The organism is Okeania sp. (assembly GCF_983059655.1).
This window is the reverse complement of sequence record NZ_CEZPJD010000062.1, coordinates 1-19,550: the sequence shown is the minus strand read 5'-3', so window position 1 is coordinate 19,550 and position 19,550 is coordinate 1. Positions and strand designations below refer to the sequence as shown.

At 34.9% G+C, this 19,550-nt stretch carries 16 protein-coding genes; 8 read left to right on the top strand and 8 right to left on the bottom strand.

All coding sequences use genetic code 11. From position 1 onward, the window contains the following. Positions 1 to 659 precede the first annotated feature (659 nt). On the bottom strand, positions 660 to 830 hold the full coding sequence (locus AC3DU7_RS06210; protein WP_488038483.1) for a hypothetical protein: 171 nt from the start codon (positions 828 to 830) through the stop codon (positions 660 to 662). 470 nt (positions 831 to 1,300) lie between these two features. On the opposite strand from AC3DU7_RS06210, the gene ggt reads away from it, so the two are divergent. Continuing rightward, positions 1,301 to 3,076 (top strand): gamma-glutamyltransferase, encoded by a 1,776-nt coding sequence (gene ggt / locus AC3DU7_RS06205; RefSeq protein ID WP_488038482.1) that lies wholly within the window; start codon positions 1,301 to 1,303, stop codon positions 3,074 to 3,076. Positions 3,077 to 3,257: 181 nt separating this feature from the next. On the opposite strand, the gene AC3DU7_RS06200 is transcribed toward ggt, so the two are convergent. Continuing rightward, entirely contained in the window at positions 3,258 to 3,743 is a 486-nt protein-coding gene (locus AC3DU7_RS06200; protein ID WP_488038481.1) for a PIN domain-containing protein, read from the bottom strand. Positions 3,744 to 3,978: 235 nt separating this feature from the next. Beyond that, positions 3,979 to 4,218, bottom strand: a complete 240-nt coding sequence (locus AC3DU7_RS06195; protein WP_488038480.1) for a hypothetical protein — start codon at positions 4,216 to 4,218, stop codon at positions 3,979 to 3,981. A gap of 1,050 nt (positions 4,219 to 5,268) precedes the next feature. Here AC3DU7_RS06195 and AC3DU7_RS06190 point away from each other — a divergent pair. Next, entirely contained in the window at positions 5,269 to 6,804 is a 1,536-nt protein-coding gene (locus tag AC3DU7_RS06190) for a phytoene desaturase family protein (protein WP_488038479.1), read from the top strand. 719 nt (positions 6,805 to 7,523) lie between these two features. On the opposite strand, the gene AC3DU7_RS06185 is transcribed toward AC3DU7_RS06190, so the two are convergent. Both AC3DU7_RS06185 and AC3DU7_RS06180 read right to left on the bottom strand, forming a co-directional pair. Beyond that, a complete protein-coding gene (locus AC3DU7_RS06185) occupies positions 7,524 to 8,336 on the bottom strand; it encodes a SnoaL-like polyketide cyclase (RefSeq protein ID WP_488038478.1) in 813 nt (270 codons plus the stop codon). 56 nt (positions 8,337 to 8,392) lie between these two features. Continuing rightward, on the bottom strand, positions 8,393 to 8,515 hold the full coding sequence (locus tag AC3DU7_RS06180; RefSeq protein WP_488038477.1) for a hypothetical protein: 123 nt from the start codon (positions 8,513 to 8,515) through the stop codon (positions 8,393 to 8,395). A gap of 401 nt (positions 8,516 to 8,916) precedes the next feature. On the opposite strand from AC3DU7_RS06180, the gene AC3DU7_RS06175 reads away from it, so the two are divergent. The 4 genes from AC3DU7_RS06175 to AC3DU7_RS06160 all read left to right on the top strand — a co-directional run bounded on the left by AC3DU7_RS06175 (position 8,917) and on the right by AC3DU7_RS06160 (position 15,810). Beyond that, complete coding sequence (locus AC3DU7_RS06175; protein ID WP_488038476.1) at positions 8,917 to 12,579, top strand: WD40 repeat domain-containing protein; 3,663 nt, start codon at positions 8,917 to 8,919, stop codon at positions 12,577 to 12,579. Positions 12,580 to 12,957: 378 nt separating this feature from the next. After that, a complete protein-coding gene (locus AC3DU7_RS06170; protein ID WP_488038475.1) occupies positions 12,958 to 13,338 on the top strand; it encodes an ABC transporter transmembrane domain-containing protein in 381 nt (126 codons plus the stop codon). A 10-nt stretch (positions 13,339 to 13,348) separates the two neighbouring features. Next, positions 13,349 to 14,581 carry a cyclic peptide export ABC transporter gene (locus AC3DU7_RS06165; protein WP_488038474.1) on the top strand — a complete coding sequence of 411 codons (1,233 nt, stop codon included), beginning with the start codon at positions 13,349 to 13,351 and terminating at the stop codon, positions 14,579 to 14,581. A gap of 629 nt (positions 14,582 to 15,210) precedes the next feature. Continuing rightward, complete coding sequence (locus AC3DU7_RS06160; protein WP_488038473.1) at positions 15,211 to 15,810, top strand: hypothetical protein; 600 nt, start codon at positions 15,211 to 15,213, stop codon at positions 15,808 to 15,810. Between the two features lie 184 nt (positions 15,811 to 15,994). Here the strand turns inward: AC3DU7_RS06160 and AC3DU7_RS06155 are convergent, their stop codons facing one another. Then, positions 15,995 to 16,156 (bottom strand): hypothetical protein, encoded by a 162-nt coding sequence (locus tag AC3DU7_RS06155; protein ID WP_488038472.1) that lies wholly within the window; start codon positions 16,154 to 16,156, stop codon positions 15,995 to 15,997. A 224-nt stretch (positions 16,157 to 16,380) separates the two neighbouring features. On the opposite strand from AC3DU7_RS06155, the gene ltrA reads away from it, so the two are divergent. Continuing rightward, complete coding sequence (ltrA, locus tag AC3DU7_RS06150; RefSeq protein ID WP_488038471.1) at positions 16,381 to 18,312, top strand: group II intron reverse transcriptase/maturase; 1,932 nt, start codon at positions 16,381 to 16,383, stop codon at positions 18,310 to 18,312. A 94-nt stretch (positions 18,313 to 18,406) separates the two neighbouring features. Continuing rightward, positions 18,407 to 18,694 carry a hypothetical protein gene (locus AC3DU7_RS06145; RefSeq protein ID WP_488038470.1) on the top strand — a complete coding sequence of 96 codons (288 nt, stop codon included), beginning with the start codon at positions 18,407 to 18,409 and terminating at the stop codon, positions 18,692 to 18,694. A 215-nt stretch (positions 18,695 to 18,909) separates the two neighbouring features. On the opposite strand, the gene AC3DU7_RS06140 is transcribed toward AC3DU7_RS06145, so the two are convergent. Both AC3DU7_RS06140 and AC3DU7_RS06135 read right to left on the bottom strand, forming a co-directional pair. After that, positions 18,910 to 19,194, bottom strand: coding sequence for a transposase domain-containing protein (locus AC3DU7_RS06140; RefSeq protein ID WP_488038469.1), 285 nt, complete (start codon positions 19,192 to 19,194; stop codon positions 18,910 to 18,912). Continuing rightward, complete coding sequence (locus AC3DU7_RS06135; RefSeq protein ID WP_488038468.1) at positions 19,160 to 19,357, bottom strand: transposase domain-containing protein; 198 nt, start codon at positions 19,355 to 19,357, stop codon at positions 19,160 to 19,162. The genes AC3DU7_RS06140 and AC3DU7_RS06135 overlap by 35 nt, the downstream gene beginning before the upstream one ends. Positions 19,358 to 19,550: the final 193 nt, after the last annotated feature.

The following is a 19,550-nucleotide window of genomic DNA, read 5'->3' as shown; positions in this document are numbered from 1 at the left end:
ATACTTTTAAGGAACATCTCAATTCTCACAACTGATTCCTGATTGCTATATTTTTAATTAGACACAAAATAAATAAGTGGTTTAAATGCCCAACAGCTGATCTATTATAGTAATGAATAATATCAAATTCAATTTCACTTAATACTAATTTTTGATATGTCATACCATGTTCGGTTAAATATTTAAAAATAAACGGTCATTTCAGTTATCAGTTATCAGTCATCAAGAACACCCGAACAGAGAGAGGGAATAAAAAAATAGCGATCTTATAACAGTTACTATTACTATATTTTAAATATCAAAAACTTAAAATTTAGACAACGCAATATTCTTTGCTATTCCTTATAATTAAGGTTTGCTGAATAAAGTTTTTTGGTAAGGGTAGGAGCCAAAATCCAGAATCGTTGAAGTCAGAAGGAATGGGAATTCTAGAAGAGGTAGTTAGAAGAATATTCACTTGATTTTCTTCCCATATCTTGCCCAAAATACTAACTTTTTGAGCAATTAGAGCTAAAAACCATGTACTTTTTCAATGCCTAAAAAGGCACTTACCTTTATCTGGTAATTATTTGAGATTTAATCAGCAAACCCTAATTAAGGTTTAAAGACTCCTATTTCAAAGAATGAATAAATCAAAAAAAACCTTTTCATCAATCTCATCAATTTTCAAGAAAGGTAATTAGGGTTTGCTGAAAAAGTCTTTTTGCGCTCGGCAGGGAGTAGGGAGCAGGGAGTAGTGAAGAGTCAAGAGTTGGAAGGAGTTGTAGAGGACGTACAAAGAAAAAATTATCCCAAGATTTTTCTGCTTCTATACTTACGCCAATACTCACTTTTTGAGCTTCCTTAGGCAAAAACCTGGTACTTTTTCACTACCTAAAAAGGCAAAAACCTTTAGATATCAAGACTTTTATATTTAATCAGCAAACCCTAATTATTAATTATTAATTGTTGAATTAGGAACAGAATTATGGAATAATATTAGCTCCTGTTTTAAAGCGTAACAGCTCTGCTGGATTTCTACCAGATGGCCTATTCGACTAAACATTTTAGCTAACTTTTAGGCCAACAAGTCAAAACTATCATGCCAGAAGATAGCTTTGATACTGATAAGAAGTAAAAAATTGAATATAGCAGCCGAAGGAAAAGTGTTTGACTATTAAAAGCTCAAAACTCAGACAACGCAAGCCTTTTCCTTCTCTAGTAGATAACTAATTTCCTAGATAACTAAAAGTCTTCTTCCTTCTTCTTTCTTCCTTCTTCCTTCTGCTATAAATTAGAATAAATCTTATATACTTGCTAAATGCTCCAGATCTCATTACTTAAAACTAAAAGCCAAATTCTCTTATCTACTTGTCTCACTATTTCCATTTCACTATTTGGATGTACTCAAAACTCTCCAAAATCTGTAACACCTGTAGCAGAATTAAAACGCAGTAAACAAAGTATAGTAGTATCAGCTCATCCTCTAGCCAGTGAAGCAGGAGAATTAATTCTGCAAAAAGGCGGAAATGCAGTAGATGCAGCCATTGCTACAGCCTTCGCAATTTCGGTAGTAGAGCCATTTTCCGCAGGTATTGGTGGGGGTGGTTTTTTGCTATTAGGAACTCCCCCAGAAAATCCAGAAATTCAGAAACAGTATAAAATTCAAGCGTTAGATTTTAGGGAAAGAGCGCCCAAAGCAGCAACCCAAAATATGTACCTTAACTCACAAGGAGAAATTGAAAAAAGAGCAAGTTTAGATGGACATTTAGCAGTAGGAATACCTGGAACTGTTGTGGGGTTATATACTGTTCATAAATACTATGGAAAATTACCCTGGTTAGAATTATTACAACCAGCTATTAGTTATGCCCAAAATGGGTTTGAAGTAAGCGATCGCTTCGTTAATAGATTAGAAAGACGTTTAGAAGTAATCAACAAAAATGCCGCAGCAAGAGAAATATTTACAAAGGATGGAAAAGCATATCAGTCAGGAGATTTACTAATTCAAAGTGATAAAGCTCAAACTTTAGAAACCATTGCGAAAAATCCACAAAGCTTTTATACAGGCCAAATTGCTCAAGCGATCGCTAATGATATGTCTGCTAATGGAGGTTTAATTACATTAGAAGACTTAAAAAATTATACACCAATTTGGCGTCAACCTATCTGTGGCAACTTTCGACAAGCGGAAATTTGTGCCATGCCGCCACCATCATCTGGGGGAGTCCATCTACTACAAATATTGAATATTGTTGGCGAAACTAAATTGCAAGAGTGGGGCAATAAAAATCCTGATACTATTCATTTACTGACTGAAGCAATGCGGGTTGCTTATGCCGATCGCTCCAAATATTTAGGAGATCCAGATTTTGTACAAGTACCTGTCAGAGAATTAACCAGTCGTAGTTATGCTCAACAGCAACGTCAAGCTATTAATCTCCAACAAGTCAGACCTTCCACTGAAGTACAACCAGCATCACCAGAAACTCTAGGGCGTTTTATTTGGGAATCTCCAGATACTACTCATTTGACTGTAGTGGATCGAGAGCGCCAAGTTGTTAGTATGACATATACAATAAATGGTAGCTTTGGTGCTGGAGTAGTAGCGAGTGGTACAGGAATATTATTAAACAATGAGATGGATGACTTTGCTGGTGCTCCAGGAGTACCAAATTTATATGGTTTAGTGGGAGGTGAGGCCAATGCGATCGCTCCAGGAAAAACCCCTTTGTCAAGCATGACCCCTACTATTGTAACACAGGATGGTCGGTTAATTATGGCAACTGGCTCTCCAGGAGGAAGTACAATTATTACTACAGTGTTGCAGGTAGTTTTAAATGTACTGGAATATCAAATGAATGCTGCCGAAGCAGTATCTGCACCTCGTTTTCATCATCAATGGTTGCCTGATAGATTACTTTTAGAAACGGGAGGGTTTAGTGAAGTAACTGTGAATGAGTTGAAACAGCGAGGACATAATGTTGAAATGCGTGATGGTTGGGGAAATGCAAATGTAGTTGTGGTGGATGAAAATGGAGTGTTGGAAGCAGCAGCAGATCCTCGTGGAGAAGGGGAGGTGAGAGTGGGGGAGTAGAGGTTTCTTGAGGACACGGGGAGGGGGAAATACGGAGACGCGGAGAGAGGAAGACGCGCATTTAATGAATAGAGCGAGTAGATTGAATTAATTACTCAATTATCCAATCTCTGCGTCCCCGTGTCAAATCTTATTGTAGCAAACATTTATCAAATTGGTATTTTCATTTAATTTTTATCTCCTAAAAATCACGAAATACAGCATCAAAAATAGAGCGGGAAATTCTAAATTTGATTTTGATAAGATTTTGATAAAACTCATCTTTATTACCTATTTCTATTTTTTCCTCCACAGCTAATTTTTTCAAAATAGCTAAAGTGCCCTTTACATTTAATCCTAAATTAGTAGCCATTTTTCTAGCAGCTAAATCGTCTAAAATTACAAATTCAGTCTGTAATTCCGTAGCCAGAACAATAGTTTCTGATTCACCCCGACCAAAATTCATATTTAACCGATTAAATAAAGAAGTTAAATTAGTGCTTTTTATAATTAACTTTTCTGCTGCTAATATGGGAGTCAATGCCTGACTAATATCATCACTTTTAGCATTAATTTCAGTCACCACAGAAGGCGTTATATAAAATTCATAATTGTCATTAAGAAATAATTCTAAAGCTTGCAACCTGACTAAAAAGATAATAGGAGACGAATCAATCGCGATTTTCAAAACTTTTACTTATTAAAATATTAATTATTACTTACTAAACAGTGCAAAGTTCTTGGAATAACTATTGCTAGCTAAGGCTTTCAGCGTTCTAAGGGTTAAAAAATCTTTTATTCTGAGCTGTAAGTACTGTAAGCCCTTGCCAGTAATATTTTCAGTCTTCAAAACAAATCGTTTTTTGGGAGAACTTTGTACTCTCCAGTTACTTATTAATTATTAATTATTAATTATTAATTGTTTACCACCTTTGTTCCTGTTCTATATCCTCAGAGGAAAGATAGGAAAATTCAATGCCTAATAAATCCAATATTTGCAATAATTCCTCAGCATCAATTTCCATAATTTCCGCGCTTTTTCTCAAACTAATTAATCTAGTCATTAAAGCACCTAAGACAAATAAAAATTTTTCCTTTTTTTCCGGTTCAACAAAAATTGGTAAAGCAGCAGCAATATTTTTAACATCAAGAGTAGTTGTCATTTCAGTTATCAGTATTTTGTTAAGTAGGGGAGTGGGGGAGTAGTAAAAAGTAAGAATAATTAATATTAACTAGACTATTTTTAGCAAAAAGATCATTATAACTGTTTTGATTAATTAATAACTTAAGTCTTACCCAACTATAGCATTACTTGTAGGAATTGGTATAAGATATTTTTACTAAAAAGACACGAAAAAATATTTTTCAGGGTGAATTTTTTGTATCCTTAGCCTGCTCTAATTAAAGTAAGCATTCAGCAGTCAGCCGTCAGCTATCAGCTATCAGCTATTTGTTATTAACTCATTATCATACTAGAGAGGAATTATCTATCAAGGAGCATTAAAATTAATTAATGAAATTGGCTATAACCTCACCTCAGTTATTGCTTGCATAAGTTCAAAAGCTGATATGCTGTTTGCGCAGCATTCGGCAGGAAATGCTTACTAATTAAAAGATTTATTTTCTGGAGATGTCTAATTTTTAGTAAGTTCTAAAGAATTTTTCACATATTTGAAAAACTTAATTATATCATGTCCGGTAGCATCGGTATTGTATAGCAAAGGTAGGGAACAGACAGGAATACTTAAGAGCAAGAAAAAAAACTTAAATTTCCTGTAAATATTTACCAAAAAATGAGGTCTAAAGCCTCCCCTTTTAAGGCAGGGCTAATTCTTTGTCGTCAGAGAATATTCATAAGAAATACATTTAATTGTGCAAATATCCCCATCTCCCCATCAATTTTTCTCTAATAGATATCTCTAATAATAAAAAATAAAATCAATTATCACACATAAATTATCAATTATTTCCCCTCCTGGGAGGCGTTAGGGGTGGGTTCCCTACTCCCTCTTTTCTGGAGATGTCTAATGACAATAAATTGACCCTGCCCTTTTAAGGGGATGAAAAAATATTCAGTTCAGTATTTCAAGCCTCTGATTTTAGTGGTCGGTACTGATAACTGATAACTGAAATGACCTTTGGGTTTACACAAACGATACCAGCGGACATGATATTAACTAAAATCAAAGAAATTAAAAACTTACCAAAAAAAAATGTCTCAGACTGATGTAATTGTAATCGGTAGTGGAATTGGTGGCCTCAGTTGTGCCGCTTTACTAGCGCGCTATGGTTTTAATGTCATAGTTTGTGAAAGTCACTCCATTGCAGGAGGTGCTGCTCATAGTTTTGAATATCAAGGCTATAAATTTGATTCTGGACCATCTTTGCATTCTGGTCTATCTTATCGTCCCTCTACCAACCCACTAGCACAAGTTTTGGATGCTATCGACGAAACAGTTCCCTGTGTAACCTACGACACTTGGGGCTGTTGTTTGCCAGAAGGTGACTTTAATACCTCCGTAGGTGCAGACCAATTTTGTGACATTCTCCGAAAATTGAGAGGAGAAAGTGCTGTAGCAGAATGGCGTCAACTCCAAACAGTTATGGCTCCATTTGCAGAAGCAGCGATCGCTATTCCACCAGCTTCTCTCCGTTTTGACTTAGGAGCAATAATGACCATGGGGCAGTTTCTGCCTGCTATGGCAAAACATATTTTCAACATTGGAAAGTTAACAGGGCCGTTTTCCCAAATTATGGAAAATGTTGTCACAGACCCTTTTATTGACAACTGGCTTAATTTACTCTGTTTCCTACTTTCAGGTTTACCTGCAAATGGTACAAGTGCTGCCGAAGTTGCATTTATGTTTGCCGAATGGTATCGACCAGGAGTTGTACTTGACTATCCTATTGGTGGCAGTGGGGCAATAGTTGATGCTTTGGTGCGTGGGTTACAACGTCACGGTGGTCAATTGATGTTGAATGCTCATGTGGAAGAGGTGTTAGTTAAAAATGGGCGTGCTGTTGGCGTGGGTTTACGAAATGGAACAGAAATTAGAGCAAAGGAAGCAGTAATATCCAATGCTTCTATTTGGGATACTTTAAAATTATTGCCAGAAGGTGCAGTGCCAAAATCTTTTCGGGAAGAGCGACAAGGAACACCGGAATGTAATAGTTTCATGCACTTACATTTAGGTATTGATGCTACAGACATCAAACCAGGCTTGGCGTGTCACCACATTATTGTCAATCATTGGAATGAGATAGATGCAGCTCAGAATGTTGTGTTGATATCCATTCCATCTTTGATAGATGCTACTCTTGCACCACCTGGTAAGCACGTTATCCATGTCTATACTCCAGGAAATGAACCTTATAAATTTTGGCATGGTATGGATAGAAAGAGTCAAGAATATGCACAACAAAAGCAACAACGAGCTGAGGTGATGTGGCAAGCATTGGAGCGGGTAATACCTGATGTACGTTCTCGTTGTGAAGTAACATTGGTCGGCACTCCACTAACTCACGAACGTTTTCTCCGCCGCCACCGAGGAACTTACGGACCTGCAATTCGTTCCGGAGAAAGTTTGTTTCCTGGGCCAAATACACCTTTACCGGGATTATTATGTTGTGGTGACTCTACTTTTCCTGGTATCGGTTTGCCTGCAGTGGCAGTTAGTGGAATGATAGCAGCAAATACTCTTGCTCCTGTTTCTCAGCATTGGAAAATGTTGGAAAGTTTGGGGTTTTAAGCAACATAGTGCAGGATAGCGGAAATAACTAAGGAATGAGAATTAAATAAGATCCAAAGTTTTTGTCTAGGAGTATTCCACTGAAATACTTCTGTGCAGAAAATTTGGAAGTTAATAAATCCTCATTCCTAACCAGTTATACCATTTTGATAAATGTTTGCTACAAATAGTTAGGGTATTTCTTATAATCCATAATTATGAATTCATGAGTCATAATGAATATATTTAATGCCAGTTTTTATGTCGTAAATCCTCATTTTTTGTCAAAGGGCATTTCCTACAAAATCTTTTTATTGGACTTATTATTCGTAACATTCTTTTTTTTTATTGGTATTAAAAAAGATTCAAAAGCTTGTAAAATAACCTTTCTTCCCTCCTGCCCTCTGCCTTTTTGCAATAGGTTTTAGGTGGTAGGTGGTAGATCATAGGTTTTATATTATGTCCGGTAGCATTGGTCTTTTCATTAATGGATAATTGATAATTATCTCTGGTTAAAACCGTTGTAGGGCAATATCCTTAATTATAGATAGTAAAGCCTACTATAGCAATCAGGAATGAGTTGTGAGAATTGAGATGTTCCTTAAAAGTGTAGAATATAGCAATTATTATATTCATATGATACGTTTTTTTTCTCTTCTCTGTTCCCAGTTAAGTGTTCCCTCCATACCTAAAAATTTCCAATATCTCACAACTCAAATCATATTGCTATATAAACAATATTACTGCATAAAAGCTGCAAAAGGACAGCGACTTACTGGTGAATTAGAGACTTTTTGATTTTTTTTCAACCGTAAAAAGTTTTTGATAAAACCCATAAATTTCTGTTGTAAGGAATTAGAGGTTTGTGTTCCTCCTGATGATTTTTGTTTGTTTTCAGCAATAGCTTTACCACCGGATGTTAGACTATCTAAAAATTTTGTATTGTCATAATAGTGTTCTAATGAAAGAATTTTTAAATCATCACTAACTTTGACAATACTTATTCCAATGACTTCAATTGTCTCTCCTGTAGAAACATAATCTTTATAATTTCCTCGAAAATGTCCCCAATGTCTCCATTTAACAACAATTGTTGGTGGGGGAGAATAAACTTCTACGACTTCCCATAAAAAACCTTCGGGAAATGCAGTATGAAAGAGATTTGTGGAAGTCTCAAAACTTTCTTCTGAGGCTTTGTAATGTTGAGTATTACCTATCAACAATTTGTAAGTACCTGAGTCGATTAAGTCTTGTAATTGATAATTAGTTCCACCGTTTGTACTCATGCGGAATTTATCTTGAACTACAGTTAACCAGTCTTGAGGATTTGTTTTAAAATTTGCCTCAATATCGAATGTTCGTACTAAATTTTGTACAATTGATTCAAGAGAGTTTTCTGTGTGGTTATATTTACTTTCTTTGGCTAGATTTTTAGTAGAAGCAGTATAATTTGGTGCTGCTCCATTACGCCATTCTACGTTCTGACTTGATTTTAATACTTCCTCTCTATCTTGAACCCATAATGGTAGATTATCGGTGTTAAGTTGAGTCATTATATACCTCGTTTCATTAATGGATAATGGATAGTTGATAATGGATAATTACCTCTTTAACAATTGATAATGAACAATGAATAATTGGGTGCATCTCGTATTTGCAAAAATACTTTTTTATTATGTATTCCCTGTTGCCTGTTGCCTGTTGCCAAAAAGCGATTTTTGGCTTTATTCATGCATTGAGATGCACCCGAATAATTATTTTTAGCGCAATTATCAATTATTAGGAGAAACTTTCAACCTAATGAATCAGCTCTAATTATCAATTTGTAAATTATTAGTTAATACAGATAAAAGTAGATTTTCAAAATAACCATTAACTGGAAAAGTTGAATGTCTTTGTAATTCCATCTGTAAGTATCATTGCATCTGTTAATTATTAACACCAGGGAAGTTCAGGAAGTTATAAAAGTTATTTGTGTATTTGAGTATCAAATTTTCTGAACCATAACAATTCTAATATTTTTGTCAAAAAAGTATAGTCAATAATAAATCGAATAAAAATGTAAAACTTCCATAAAAATCCATAACTTCCAGATTGACGATCTTTATGATTAGGAAGAAGAAGAGGTAAATTATGGGTAATTCTACTATGACTGGACGAGGCAGAAGTAAACGAGGAGTTATTCTAACAAGTGAGGGATGGGATAAACTCAATAATGCTAAACAAATTCAAGAAAGTCAAGAAAATTCTGTCAAACCTTATACTATTGAATCTTTAAGTGAAATAACTCGACTCGACCCGGCGACAATTTCTAAAGTTTTACGTCGAGAAGTTGGTGTTGATAAGCGTACTTTAGATCGCTTTTTTCGTGGTTTTGGTTTGGAGTTAAATCCAAGTGATTATACAAAATTAGATGTAGTTAATAATAAGGTTGAAAAACCAAGGGATAATAAACTAAATAATTATTTTTGTGATGAAGCGCCAGATGTTTCGATTTTTTATGGTCGTTCTGAAGAGTTAAATATACTCAAAGAATGGATTGTAGATAATGGATGTCGTTTAATTACACTAATCGGAATTGGTGGAATTGGAAAGACAACTTTATCAGCGAAAGTGACTAAAAATCTGAGTCAATATTTTGATTATTCAATTTGGTTTTCTTTACGGAATTTACCACCACTTTTAGAAATAATTACTAATTTATTACAAATTTTATCTAATGGAGAGGAAACAGATTTAGGGAAAAATATTAATCTCATAATTAATAAGTTAATTGGATATCTGAAAAATCAACGCTGTTTATTAATTCTTGATAATGTTGATACTATTTTTTCGGAGGGTAATTATGCTGGTAATTATCTGGAAGGATATGAGGATTATGGTGAATTTTTTAGAAAATTGGGGGAAGTTAATCACCAAAGTTGTTTGCTAATTACTTCTAGAGAAAAGCCCAAAGAAATTGCTGCTATTGAAGGTAAAGAATTACCTGTTCGTTCATTACAAATTAGTGGTTTGGGTATTTCAGAAATCAAGAAAATTTTTCAAGCTAAAGGGGTTGTTCATACTAAAGATTCAGAGTTAAAACAGTTAATTAATAATTATGGTGGTAATCCTTTATATCTTAAATTTATCGCAACTACCATACTAGATCTATTCGACGGTAATATTGATGATTTTTTTGCTCAAAGCACAACAATATTTGGCGATATCTGTAATCTTATCGAGGGACAATTTCAACATTTATCACAATTAGAAAAATCTGTATTGTATTGGTTAGCTATCAATAGAGATGCTGTGGCGATCGCCGAATTAAAGAATGATTTATTGTCGCCGAAGTTTGAACATAGGAATGAATCTTCTCTGGAATTAACATCAATTAATCAATTTAGTTTACTAGAGATACTAGAGTCGTTACATCGTCGCTCCTTAATTGAAAAAACTAGAGATAATATTCACAATAGCTCGAAATTTTCACTACAACCAGTAGTTATGGAATATGTAACTATAAATTTAATCGACAAAATATTTCACGAAATTATCTGTGGAGAAATTTCACTACTTCAAAGTCATGCTTTGCTCAAAGCTACGGCATCGGATTACATTCAAGAAATACAAAAACGTCTAATTATTGCCCCAATTATCGAACGTTTAGAAATGACTTTAGGGAGTAAGGAGGAAATTGAGAGTTATTTGATGAAAATGCTCGATCGCTTCCGCAAAAAGTCTCCATCTTTTACTGGATATGTTGGGGGAAATATTCTCAATATACTATCTAACTTATCTATAAAAATTAGTGACAAAGATTTCTCCGAGCTAACTATTTGCCAAGGAAATTTACAGGGAATAACTTTAAACAATGTTAATTTTACAAATAGTAACTTTGCCAAAACAACTTTCACTGATACCTTTGGTATTATTTTTAGTCTGGCTTTTAGTCCGAGTGGAGAATTTTTAGTTACGGGAAGTATTAATGGTGAGGTTTGTTTGTGGAAATGGCGAGAAAATCGACAAATTTTTAAACATCAAGAACATACAACTATAGTAGATTCTATTACTTTTAGTCCCGATAATCAAAAAATAGCTAGTTCTAGTAGAGATAGAAATATAAAAATCTGGGATATTGCTACAGGAAAATGTATTTATACTTTAAACTCACCTAATAATCAGACAGTTAAAAATATTCTCTTTAACTTAGATGGAAGTCAGTTATTTGGTTACTCAGAAAAACAAATAATATCTTGGAATTTAGAAACTGGTAATTCAGATATATTGATTGAATCAGAGAGTCGTATTTCTGCCTTAAGTCTTTCCCCTCAAACAGATATTCTAGCTTTTGGTTGTGAAAATGGTGTGGTTTATCTGTGGGATATAAATACAAAAACAATTATTAATAGTTTTGACACGAATAGTGGCGTAATTTTATCAGTCAAGATTATCGATAATAATCAGATTTTAGCTTCTAGTTTAGAAAATAAAACTGTAAAAATTTGGGATGTACATAATTGTAAATGTTTAAATACATTCAAATCTCAGAGCTATCATATTTCCTTGATTGATATTAGTATAAATGGTGAAAAATTGGCGACTGGTAGCGGAGAAAAAATTGTTAAAGTCTGGAATATTCAGACAGGTTTATATTTACAAAATTTAGAAGGGCATCTTTCAGAAATTAACGCCTTAACTTTTAGTAATAAAAATATATTAGCCACAGCAAGCGTCGATAGAACAGTAAAAATATGGGATATAACTGCAGGTAAATGTCTGAAAACTTTACAGGGTCGTGCAGATTTTGTTCATTCAGTTGTATTTACTAATAAAAGTCAAATAATTGTTAGTGGAAGTCAAAATACCATTAAATTTTGGGATGTAAATACTAATCAATGTCTATCTACTTTTTTTGAACATAAAGATTGGCTTTCTTCATTAATTATTAGTCCTGATGAAAAATTTATAGCTTGTGCAAATGTTGGTAATAGAAATAATATTATCCGACTTTGGCAGATAGATAGCCTTACTAAAAATAATATTCACGAAGTTACTAATAATCAAATATATCACAAAATATTGCAAGGACATAATGATAGTATTTGGTCTATTGCTTTTAGCTCAGATAGTACGAAAATAGTTAGTGGTAGTAGCGACAGAACTGTAAAAATTTGGAATTCTCAAACAGGAGAATGTGTAAAAACTTTCTACGGTCATTCTCGCCCGATACTTTCTGTTGCATTTAGTCCTGATGGAAAAACAATTGCAAGTTGTGGCGGTCATTCAATTATTAAATTTTGGGATATAGTAACCGGGGAATGTAAGATAACTATACAAGAAAAAGCTTCTTATATTATTAGATTTAATTTTAATGGTTTAATTTTAGTTAGTGGGCAAACTACTGGAATAGTTAAACTTTGGGATATAGTTACTGGAGAATGTATTGAGACTTTAGGAAAGTTTGGTAAACCAATTATTTCTATGGCTTGTAGTTATGATGGTAAATTTATCGCTTATGGTACTTACGATGGAATTGTAAATATTTGGGATATTAAAAATAGTCAATCAATTGAAATATTACAAGAAAAATTTTCCTCAATTTGGTCTCTTGCTTTTAGTTCAGATTCCAATTTTTTAGTTATAGGTAGAGATAGAGAAAAGTTTCAAGTTTGGGATATTAATGCTGGTAAAATAGTTAATTCTTTTCAGGGCAATAGACCTTATGAAAATATTGATATTTCAGGAGTAACAGGTCTGTCAAATTCAACTATTACTAATTTAAAAGAATTAGGTGCATATAATTTTCATTAATTGATAATGGATAATTGATAATTGATAATTGATAATTGATAATTACCTCTAGTTAAAACCGAGAGGATTGAATATAAGGAATATTTTCTTTTCTCTTGGTCGATTGGATATGGCGAGGAGACCTCGCCATCCCACCCTACGGGAAGCTGCGCTTTTCGCGCCAGCGTTGCAAAGCAAACGACCGCTTTTTTCCCTTAAAAGGGGAGGCTTTAAACCAGAATTATTTAATTATTAATTATTAATTATTCGGTAAGCAAGTAAGTAATTTATCCTGGGTGATTTAGCGGTTTTAGCAGTTTTAATAGATATGTATCAAGCTATCATTTTAATCTTTAGATATACTCAAAATATTAGCCATCAAAACTAATACAACTCACAATGAATCTTATTAAACTTTTACTCAGCTATTCCCCTAAAAATTTTGCTCTGGCAGTATTGTCAGGTATCCTTAGTGGTGCTAGTGCAACAGGTCTAATTATTTTAATCAACAACACATTAACTCAGGGCTATTCATCAACAACTACTCTGGCTTGGCTTTTTGTAAGTCTCTGTCTCCTTCGAGTTATTACCAATTTTGCCTCTAGATTTTTTTTCATCTATCTTTTACAAGATTTTACCTTCCATTTACAAATGGATTTAGTTCGTAAAATTTTAGCATCTCCTCTACGTCAATTAGAAGAAATAGGAGCACCTCGTCTTTTAGCTACTCTTACTAAAGATATTCAAAGATATTCAAGAGATCGCCGGCACTGTTTCTAGTCTTCCTATTTTGTCGATCAATATTGTCATTTTATTCGGTTGTGGAATCTATGTTATTTGGTTATCTCCTACTGTATTCTTGATTGGTTTATGCCTTTTTATTCTAGGGTTATGTAGTCATTACTTATTAACTAAAAAAGCTCGGTCTTTGCTTGAGTTAGCTCGAGAACAGCAAGATAAACTATTTCACCACTTCCAGACCATAACTGAGGGTAATAAAAAACTCAAACTAAATTATCAACGACGTGAATTATTTACGACACAATATTTTGAAACTACTGCTGTATCTTATAAAAATCATTATATTGATAGTAAAACTATCTTTGCTGGTGCTATTAGTTGGGGACAGATACTGTTCTTTGTTGTCATTGGTACCTTTCTATTTGCTCTGCCCAGATTAGTTAATATCAATTCTACTATTATATCTCACTATACTCTAGTCTTCATTTATGTTATGACTCCCCTAGAATATGTGATTGGCTATCTTCTTGAATTAACTAAGGCTGAAGTTTCTCTAGAAAATATTAACGATTTAGGGTTATCCTCACCAGTTAATTCCCAGCAAGAAAACTCTCCCAATTTATTAGAATCAGTGGTTTCTTGGCAATGTTTAAAATTCATCGGTGTCACCCATGAATATTATAGAGAATTTGAAGAAAAAAATTTTGTTCTTGGTCCGATTGACTTGACATTTTATCCAGGGGAACTGGTTTTTATTATTGGCGGTAATGGTAGTGGTAAATCTACCCTAGCTAAATTAATTACCGGACTTTACACTCCTGAAAGTGGGGAAATTTATCTAGATAATAATCTTATAGATTCTCAAAATAGAGAGTGGTATTGCCAACAATTTTCTGCTGTTTTTTCTGATTTCCATCTCTTTTATCCTTTATGGGGTATAAAAAGTTTTGACTTAGATAACAAAATAAACGATTATTTAGAAAAGCTACAATTAGACCACAAAGTTAAAGTAAAAAACGGTGTTCTATCTAATATGGATCTATCAACTGGACAGCGTAAACGCCTTGCTTTATTAGTTGCTTATCTGGAAGACAGACCAATATATTTATTCGATGAATGGGCATCAGATCAAGATCATGAATTTAAGGAAATTTTCTACACTGAACTGCTACCAAAATTAAAGGATCGAGGCAAAACTATACTGGTAATTACCCATGATGATCGATATTTCGATCTAGCAGACCGAACTATCAAACTTGAAGAAGGAAAAGTTATTAATTAATCATATTGACCTTAAAAAAGACTAAAATTGTGACAGATGAATAAATATCTTTAAGCAGTTGAATCGAAACTTTTATTTATAAAAATTGGATGTTATCCAACTCAAATAAAGGTTTCTTGAAGTTGACTTCATAACATTGCAAATGAGGATAGGAATATCGTCTCCGGAACCAAGATAAATTGTAATGGAGAAAAAATTAATACAGACAAATAAATTACGAACAATTCAATTATCACATTAGTAGATAACTTACCCACTGGTGGGATTACAGTTTCAGAATTACGCGCTTAGGTTGTAGGTTTTAAAGGGTATTTGTCAAATAAAATTAGATTTTTTAGTTGAATAAAAAGTCATGCGTAGATACGAAAAGCCCCCATTAAACAAACAGTATCACAATTTTTTTGAGGATGCAAGGGAAAATCTCCCCGCGCCACCGATTTTTTCGAGTGCTTCACAGAATGATATTTTCCTTGATTTTCAAATTCTTGTCAGAGATAGTAAAAGTTAGAATTTTATTGTATTTGAACGACTTATCGGAAGGTTTGTTAAATGCAAATTAGGATAGAAATATCGGCTCCGGAACGAAGATAAAATGTAATGGAGAAAACATTAATACAGACAAATAAATTATGAACAATTCAATTATTAAATTAGTCGATGACCTACCCAATAGTGGGATTACAGTTTCAGCATTACGCGCCCTAGATTTCATCGTACCTGGAGAATGGAACAATTTAGTAGGCTTTGAAAATACAGTTCGGGAAGTTACTGGCAAAGATAAACCTAAGAAAATTCAGCAAATTAGCGAACGTGCTCTATGGATATATAACGACAAATCTCAAGGATATCAGGACGCTATCTGGGTTTACCAAACTTTAGATAAAGCTGATGCTGCTATGGGTGCGGCAGCAATGGCCAACAAAATTGGTGAAAAAATCTCTTTCTTGGGTTTTCTGAATAAATTAACTCCATCAGCAGATAAAACTCAGGCAGTTGATTTAGCGATTAAGGTTGTGGCTGAGTTGGTTGCTTTCTGCAAATTAAATGGAATGCCTACCAGAGAAAGTTTAGGAGAATTTTCGGCAGCTTTGGCAGAAGAATATAGTGGCCCTTCTTTGATGCGAATGGTTGCTTTGGTGTGTTTTGATGGGTTGATTCCTTTGGGGCCAGATTTTGTGAGTCGCGTGGGAGATATTATTGGGGGAATGGTGCGACTCGTTGGCCACTAAACTAGGAACTAGATATAAATGGCCGTTCCAAGTCAATACATGAGGGCACCCTCGACTTGTGAATAACTCTTATTACCTTGGTGGTGAAATTCCATCCGCCCTGTTGTTGGGTTGAAAGCATAGACCACGGAGTAGAGACTGAACATCAATCTCCGAAGCTGGTTTAAAAGCGGGACAATACCAGTTACCAGGAACGATACCGCAAGCAAAGGCTGACAAGTGGACGAACAGAAAGGTAATTAAACTCTCGTAACAGTAAACCATCCCAAAGGTAGCTATGAGATGTAGGACGAAAGTCAGAGGGTCTATGGGTATAAATATTCATTCCGTTTATACCAACAACCATACTGAACCCTCCGGGAGATTTTACCCCACTAAATCAGCCGTAATAAAGGAATAAGGGAACGAGGAAACCTCTCTAAGACACCTAAGAATACAGGTCGAGAACTTAGGAAGCCATTCAAGGTCAATCTACGCAAAAGACGTAGGTCTTAGGGAGAGTAGGATTGGGTAAAAAGCAGTAATGCAGACTTACCCACTGTTAGACGTAATGTAAGGCAATGAATAGTAATGAATAAAGCTCAAACACTGAAAAGAAGATTAGGAAACCCTAAACCCTTTCTTGAGTGCGTCTTACATTCTGAGGAGACCTCAGAATTACGCACTCGCTTTTTAAGCGTAGCAAGGGATACAGAGGATATGCCTTTACAAATTTCAATCAATCGCAACCTCCAATGGAAGGATATTGATTGGAAGAAGGTAGAAAAATCAGTATTCAAATTACAAAAATTGATTTACAAAGCATCCAGCCGTGGCGAATTTCGCAAGATGCGCAGATACCAAAAACTTCTTTTAAAAAGTTATTACGCAAGGTTGCTAGCTGTTAGGCGCGTGACACAGGATAACCAGGGACGGAAAACTGCTGGAATAGATGGCATTAAAAATCTATCTCCAATGCAGCGATTCAACTTGGTGAACCTAATCGCATCACGCCACCTCAAAGCAAGCCCCACTCGCAGAATCTATATACCAAAACCAGGAAAAGATGAAAAGCGCCCATTAGGCATCCCTACGATGTACGACCGCGCATTACAAGCCTTGGTGAAGTTAGGTATGGAGCCAGAGTGGGAGGCACGTTTTGAGCTTAATAGCTATGGTCTTTTCCGGGGGTCAACACATGATGCCATCCAAGCCATCTTTGACAGTATCAAACTCAAGCCAAAATATGTGTTAGATGCTGACATATCCAAATGTTTTGACCGAATTAACCATGATGCACTGCTAGGAAAGATAGGCCAATCTCCTTACAGACGATTAATTAAACAATGGTTAAAGTCTGGGGTGCTTGATAATAATCAATTCCTAAAATCTGTGGAAGGTACACCACAGGGAGGGGTGATATCACCCTTACTAGCAAACATCGCCTTACACGGTATGGAGGAAAGATTAATGGAATTTGCCAAAACTCTAGGTATGAAAGATAACAAGGGGAGGCAAATAGGCCAACGGGAAAAAATAAGTAGTCTTTCTCTTATACGCTATGCTGATGACTTTGTAATTCTACACAAAGACATCAAAGTAGTTTTACAAGCAAAAACCGTAATTCAGCAATGGTTAAACCAGGTAGGATTAGAACTAAAACCAGAAAAAACCAAAATTGCCCACACATTGGAAGAATATGAAGGAAACAAACCCGGATTTGACTTCTTAGGGTTCACAATCAGGCAATGGAAGGTTAAGTCAACAAAACTTGGATTTAAAACACTCATAAAACCATCTTCCAAGAGTATTAAAACTCATTATCGGAAACTGGCAGATATATGTGATACCCACAAAAATGTCTCCACTAAAGCTCTAATAGCTAAACTAAATCCGGTAATTAGGGGGTGGACTAACTACTTCTCAGCCGTGGTCAGCAAAGAGATATTCAACAAAGTTGATGACCTCCTCTGGAAAAGATTATGGAGATGGGCAAGTAGGAGGCATCCAAATAAGTCAGCCAACTGGGTTAAGAAGAAGTATTTCCCAAAAATTAGTGACACCAGAAATTGGGTATTTAATGATGGCGAATGTATACTAAACCTACACTCAGATGTTCCTATTGTGAGGCACGTTAAGGTAAAAGGTAATAAATCCCCTTATGACGGCGATTGGACTTATTGGAGTAATAGAGTCGGTAAATATCCAGGCGTAAGGAAAGAAGTTACAACGCTGTTAAAACGGCAAAAGAATAAATGCGCATCTTGTGGACTAACTTTTAGACCAAATGACCTTATGGAAGTAGACCATATAAAACCAAGGTCTAAAGGTGGTGACAACACATATAAGAATAAACAACTGTTGCACCGACATTGCCACGATACTAAAACTGCCTTAGATAAAAAGACATACACGCAACCAAAGTTACAGGACTTACCTGAAGATTATTTATGGGTTAACGATATGTTGATATTAAGGCAGGGATGTACCCATGACAAGGGACGTTTAAGAGAGGAGCCGTGATGAGGTGAAAGTCTCACGTCCGGTTCTGAAGACGAGTCGGTTTGGTAACAAACTGGCTTAGTTTAACAGTTCTGCTAGTTTACAACAAAATCCTTTGTTTCAGAAGATAAATAATCTGATTCCTGGTGATAGTACCCAGGGTAAACTTGATTTTATTGGTAATAGTTTTGATGCGGTTGGGGGTTGGATGAGTAATTTAGTCTCGTCACGAGGATTAGATCCACAAATGATTATCGATCATTTAGACAATTTTGTAGCAATTGCTGATGATAAGTTGGATTATTTGGCGGCTTTTCTCGATATGACTACTAATTATTTTGAACATACTGGTACTCAAACTGTTGCTCGTCGTTTGATTTTGCAAGCGGCAGAGGAAGTTTAAAGGAAGGAAGAAGGAGACAGAAAATTAAACATTAAAACTTGACTTTTCTGCTTATTCCTGAGAGTAAAAAAACTGATAATTTTATTTTCTCAGAATTATTTTTGAGATTTTTCTATCTGTGGAATGGTTAACTGTTCCACTTTATTTTTATCTGATTAATATTATACCAATTTTAAAAAAGAATGCTACGAAAAGGTAGATATAGCAATCCTAAATCATTTATGAAAAATCACCATACATAAAAATTTTAGGAAAGTTAAAGGTTTGACGGTGTGTAACCAGCTCAAATAAGTATCTAGCACATGAGAAAGACTGACATAAGTATAGAACTCTCGGATAAATCGCTTCCCCTGTAACCATACATCCTCCACTGGATTTTGTCTGGGGTCATTTGGAGCCAAACGAATACAAGTTATCTTCCAATCTGACTCTTCCAAGCCTTGATTGACTGAGGCTAGATAGTCTTTAACAGCTTGAGAGCGATTGCTTGCTGGCTCCATCCCAAATCATCGCAATTCTTGATTCGGGGTTTTCATCTAATAGCAGTTGTAAAAAGGCAATTGTGGATGTAGAATTTCCTTTCTCATAGCCTTGGACTATAAAATCTTGGCTGTGGAGATTTAAAGCTCCATAGTAGGTCTGTTTCTGACGTTCATTAGTCATATTATGTCCGGTAGCATCGGTCTTGTATAGTAAATAGGGAACAAGGAACAGAAAACAGGGAATAGGCAAGAAAAAAACTTAAATTTTCTGTAGATATCCACGCTAACTTTTACACAAACGATACCAACGAACATGATATCATTGGTACTTCGATTCGCTCACTCCTGTTCCCCCATACATAACCACATAAATC

What these genes read in the sequence shown, in the direction of transcription:
- ggt (WP_488038482.1), top strand. Translation starts at nt 1,301, where the DNA reads ATGCTCCAGATCTCATTACTTAAAACTAAAAGCCAAATTCTCTTATCT.
- AC3DU7_RS06195 (WP_488038480.1), bottom strand. Translation starts at nt 4,218, where the DNA reads ATGACAACTACTCTTGATGTTAAAAATATTGCTGCTGCTTTACCAATT.
- AC3DU7_RS06190 (WP_488038479.1), top strand. Translation starts at nt 5,269, where the DNA reads ATGTCTCAGACTGATGTAATTGTAATCGGTAGTGGAATTGGTGGCCTC.
- AC3DU7_RS06185 (WP_488038478.1), bottom strand. Translation starts at nt 8,336, where the DNA reads ATGACTCAACTTAACACCGATAATCTACCATTATGGGTTCAAGATAGA.
- AC3DU7_RS06180 (WP_488038477.1), bottom strand. Translation starts at nt 8,515, where the DNA reads ATGAATAAAGCCAAAAATCGCTTTTTGGCAACAGGCAACAGGCAACAG.
- AC3DU7_RS06175 (WP_488038476.1), top strand. Translation starts at nt 8,917, where the DNA reads ATGGGTAATTCTACTATGACTGGACGAGGCAGAAGTAAACGAGGAGTT.
- AC3DU7_RS06170 (WP_488038475.1), top strand. Translation starts at nt 12,958, where the DNA reads ATGAATCTTATTAAACTTTTACTCAGCTATTCCCCTAAAAATTTTGCT.
- AC3DU7_RS06160 (WP_488038473.1), top strand. Translation starts at nt 15,211, where the DNA reads ATGAACAATTCAATTATTAAATTAGTCGATGACCTACCCAATAGTGGG.
- AC3DU7_RS06155 (WP_488038472.1), bottom strand. Translation starts at nt 16,156, where the DNA reads ATGGTTGTTGGTATAAACGGAATGAATATTTATACCCATAGACCCTCT.
- ltrA (WP_488038471.1), top strand. Translation starts at nt 16,381, where the DNA reads ATGAATAAAGCTCAAACACTGAAAAGAAGATTAGGAAACCCTAAACCC.
- AC3DU7_RS06140 (WP_488038469.1), bottom strand. Translation starts at nt 19,194, where the DNA reads ATGGAGCCAGCAAGCAATCGCTCTCAAGCTGTTAAAGACTATCTAGCC.
- AC3DU7_RS06135 (WP_488038468.1), bottom strand. Translation starts at nt 19,357, where the DNA reads ATGACTAATGAACGTCAGAAACAGACCTACTATGGAGCTTTAAATCTC.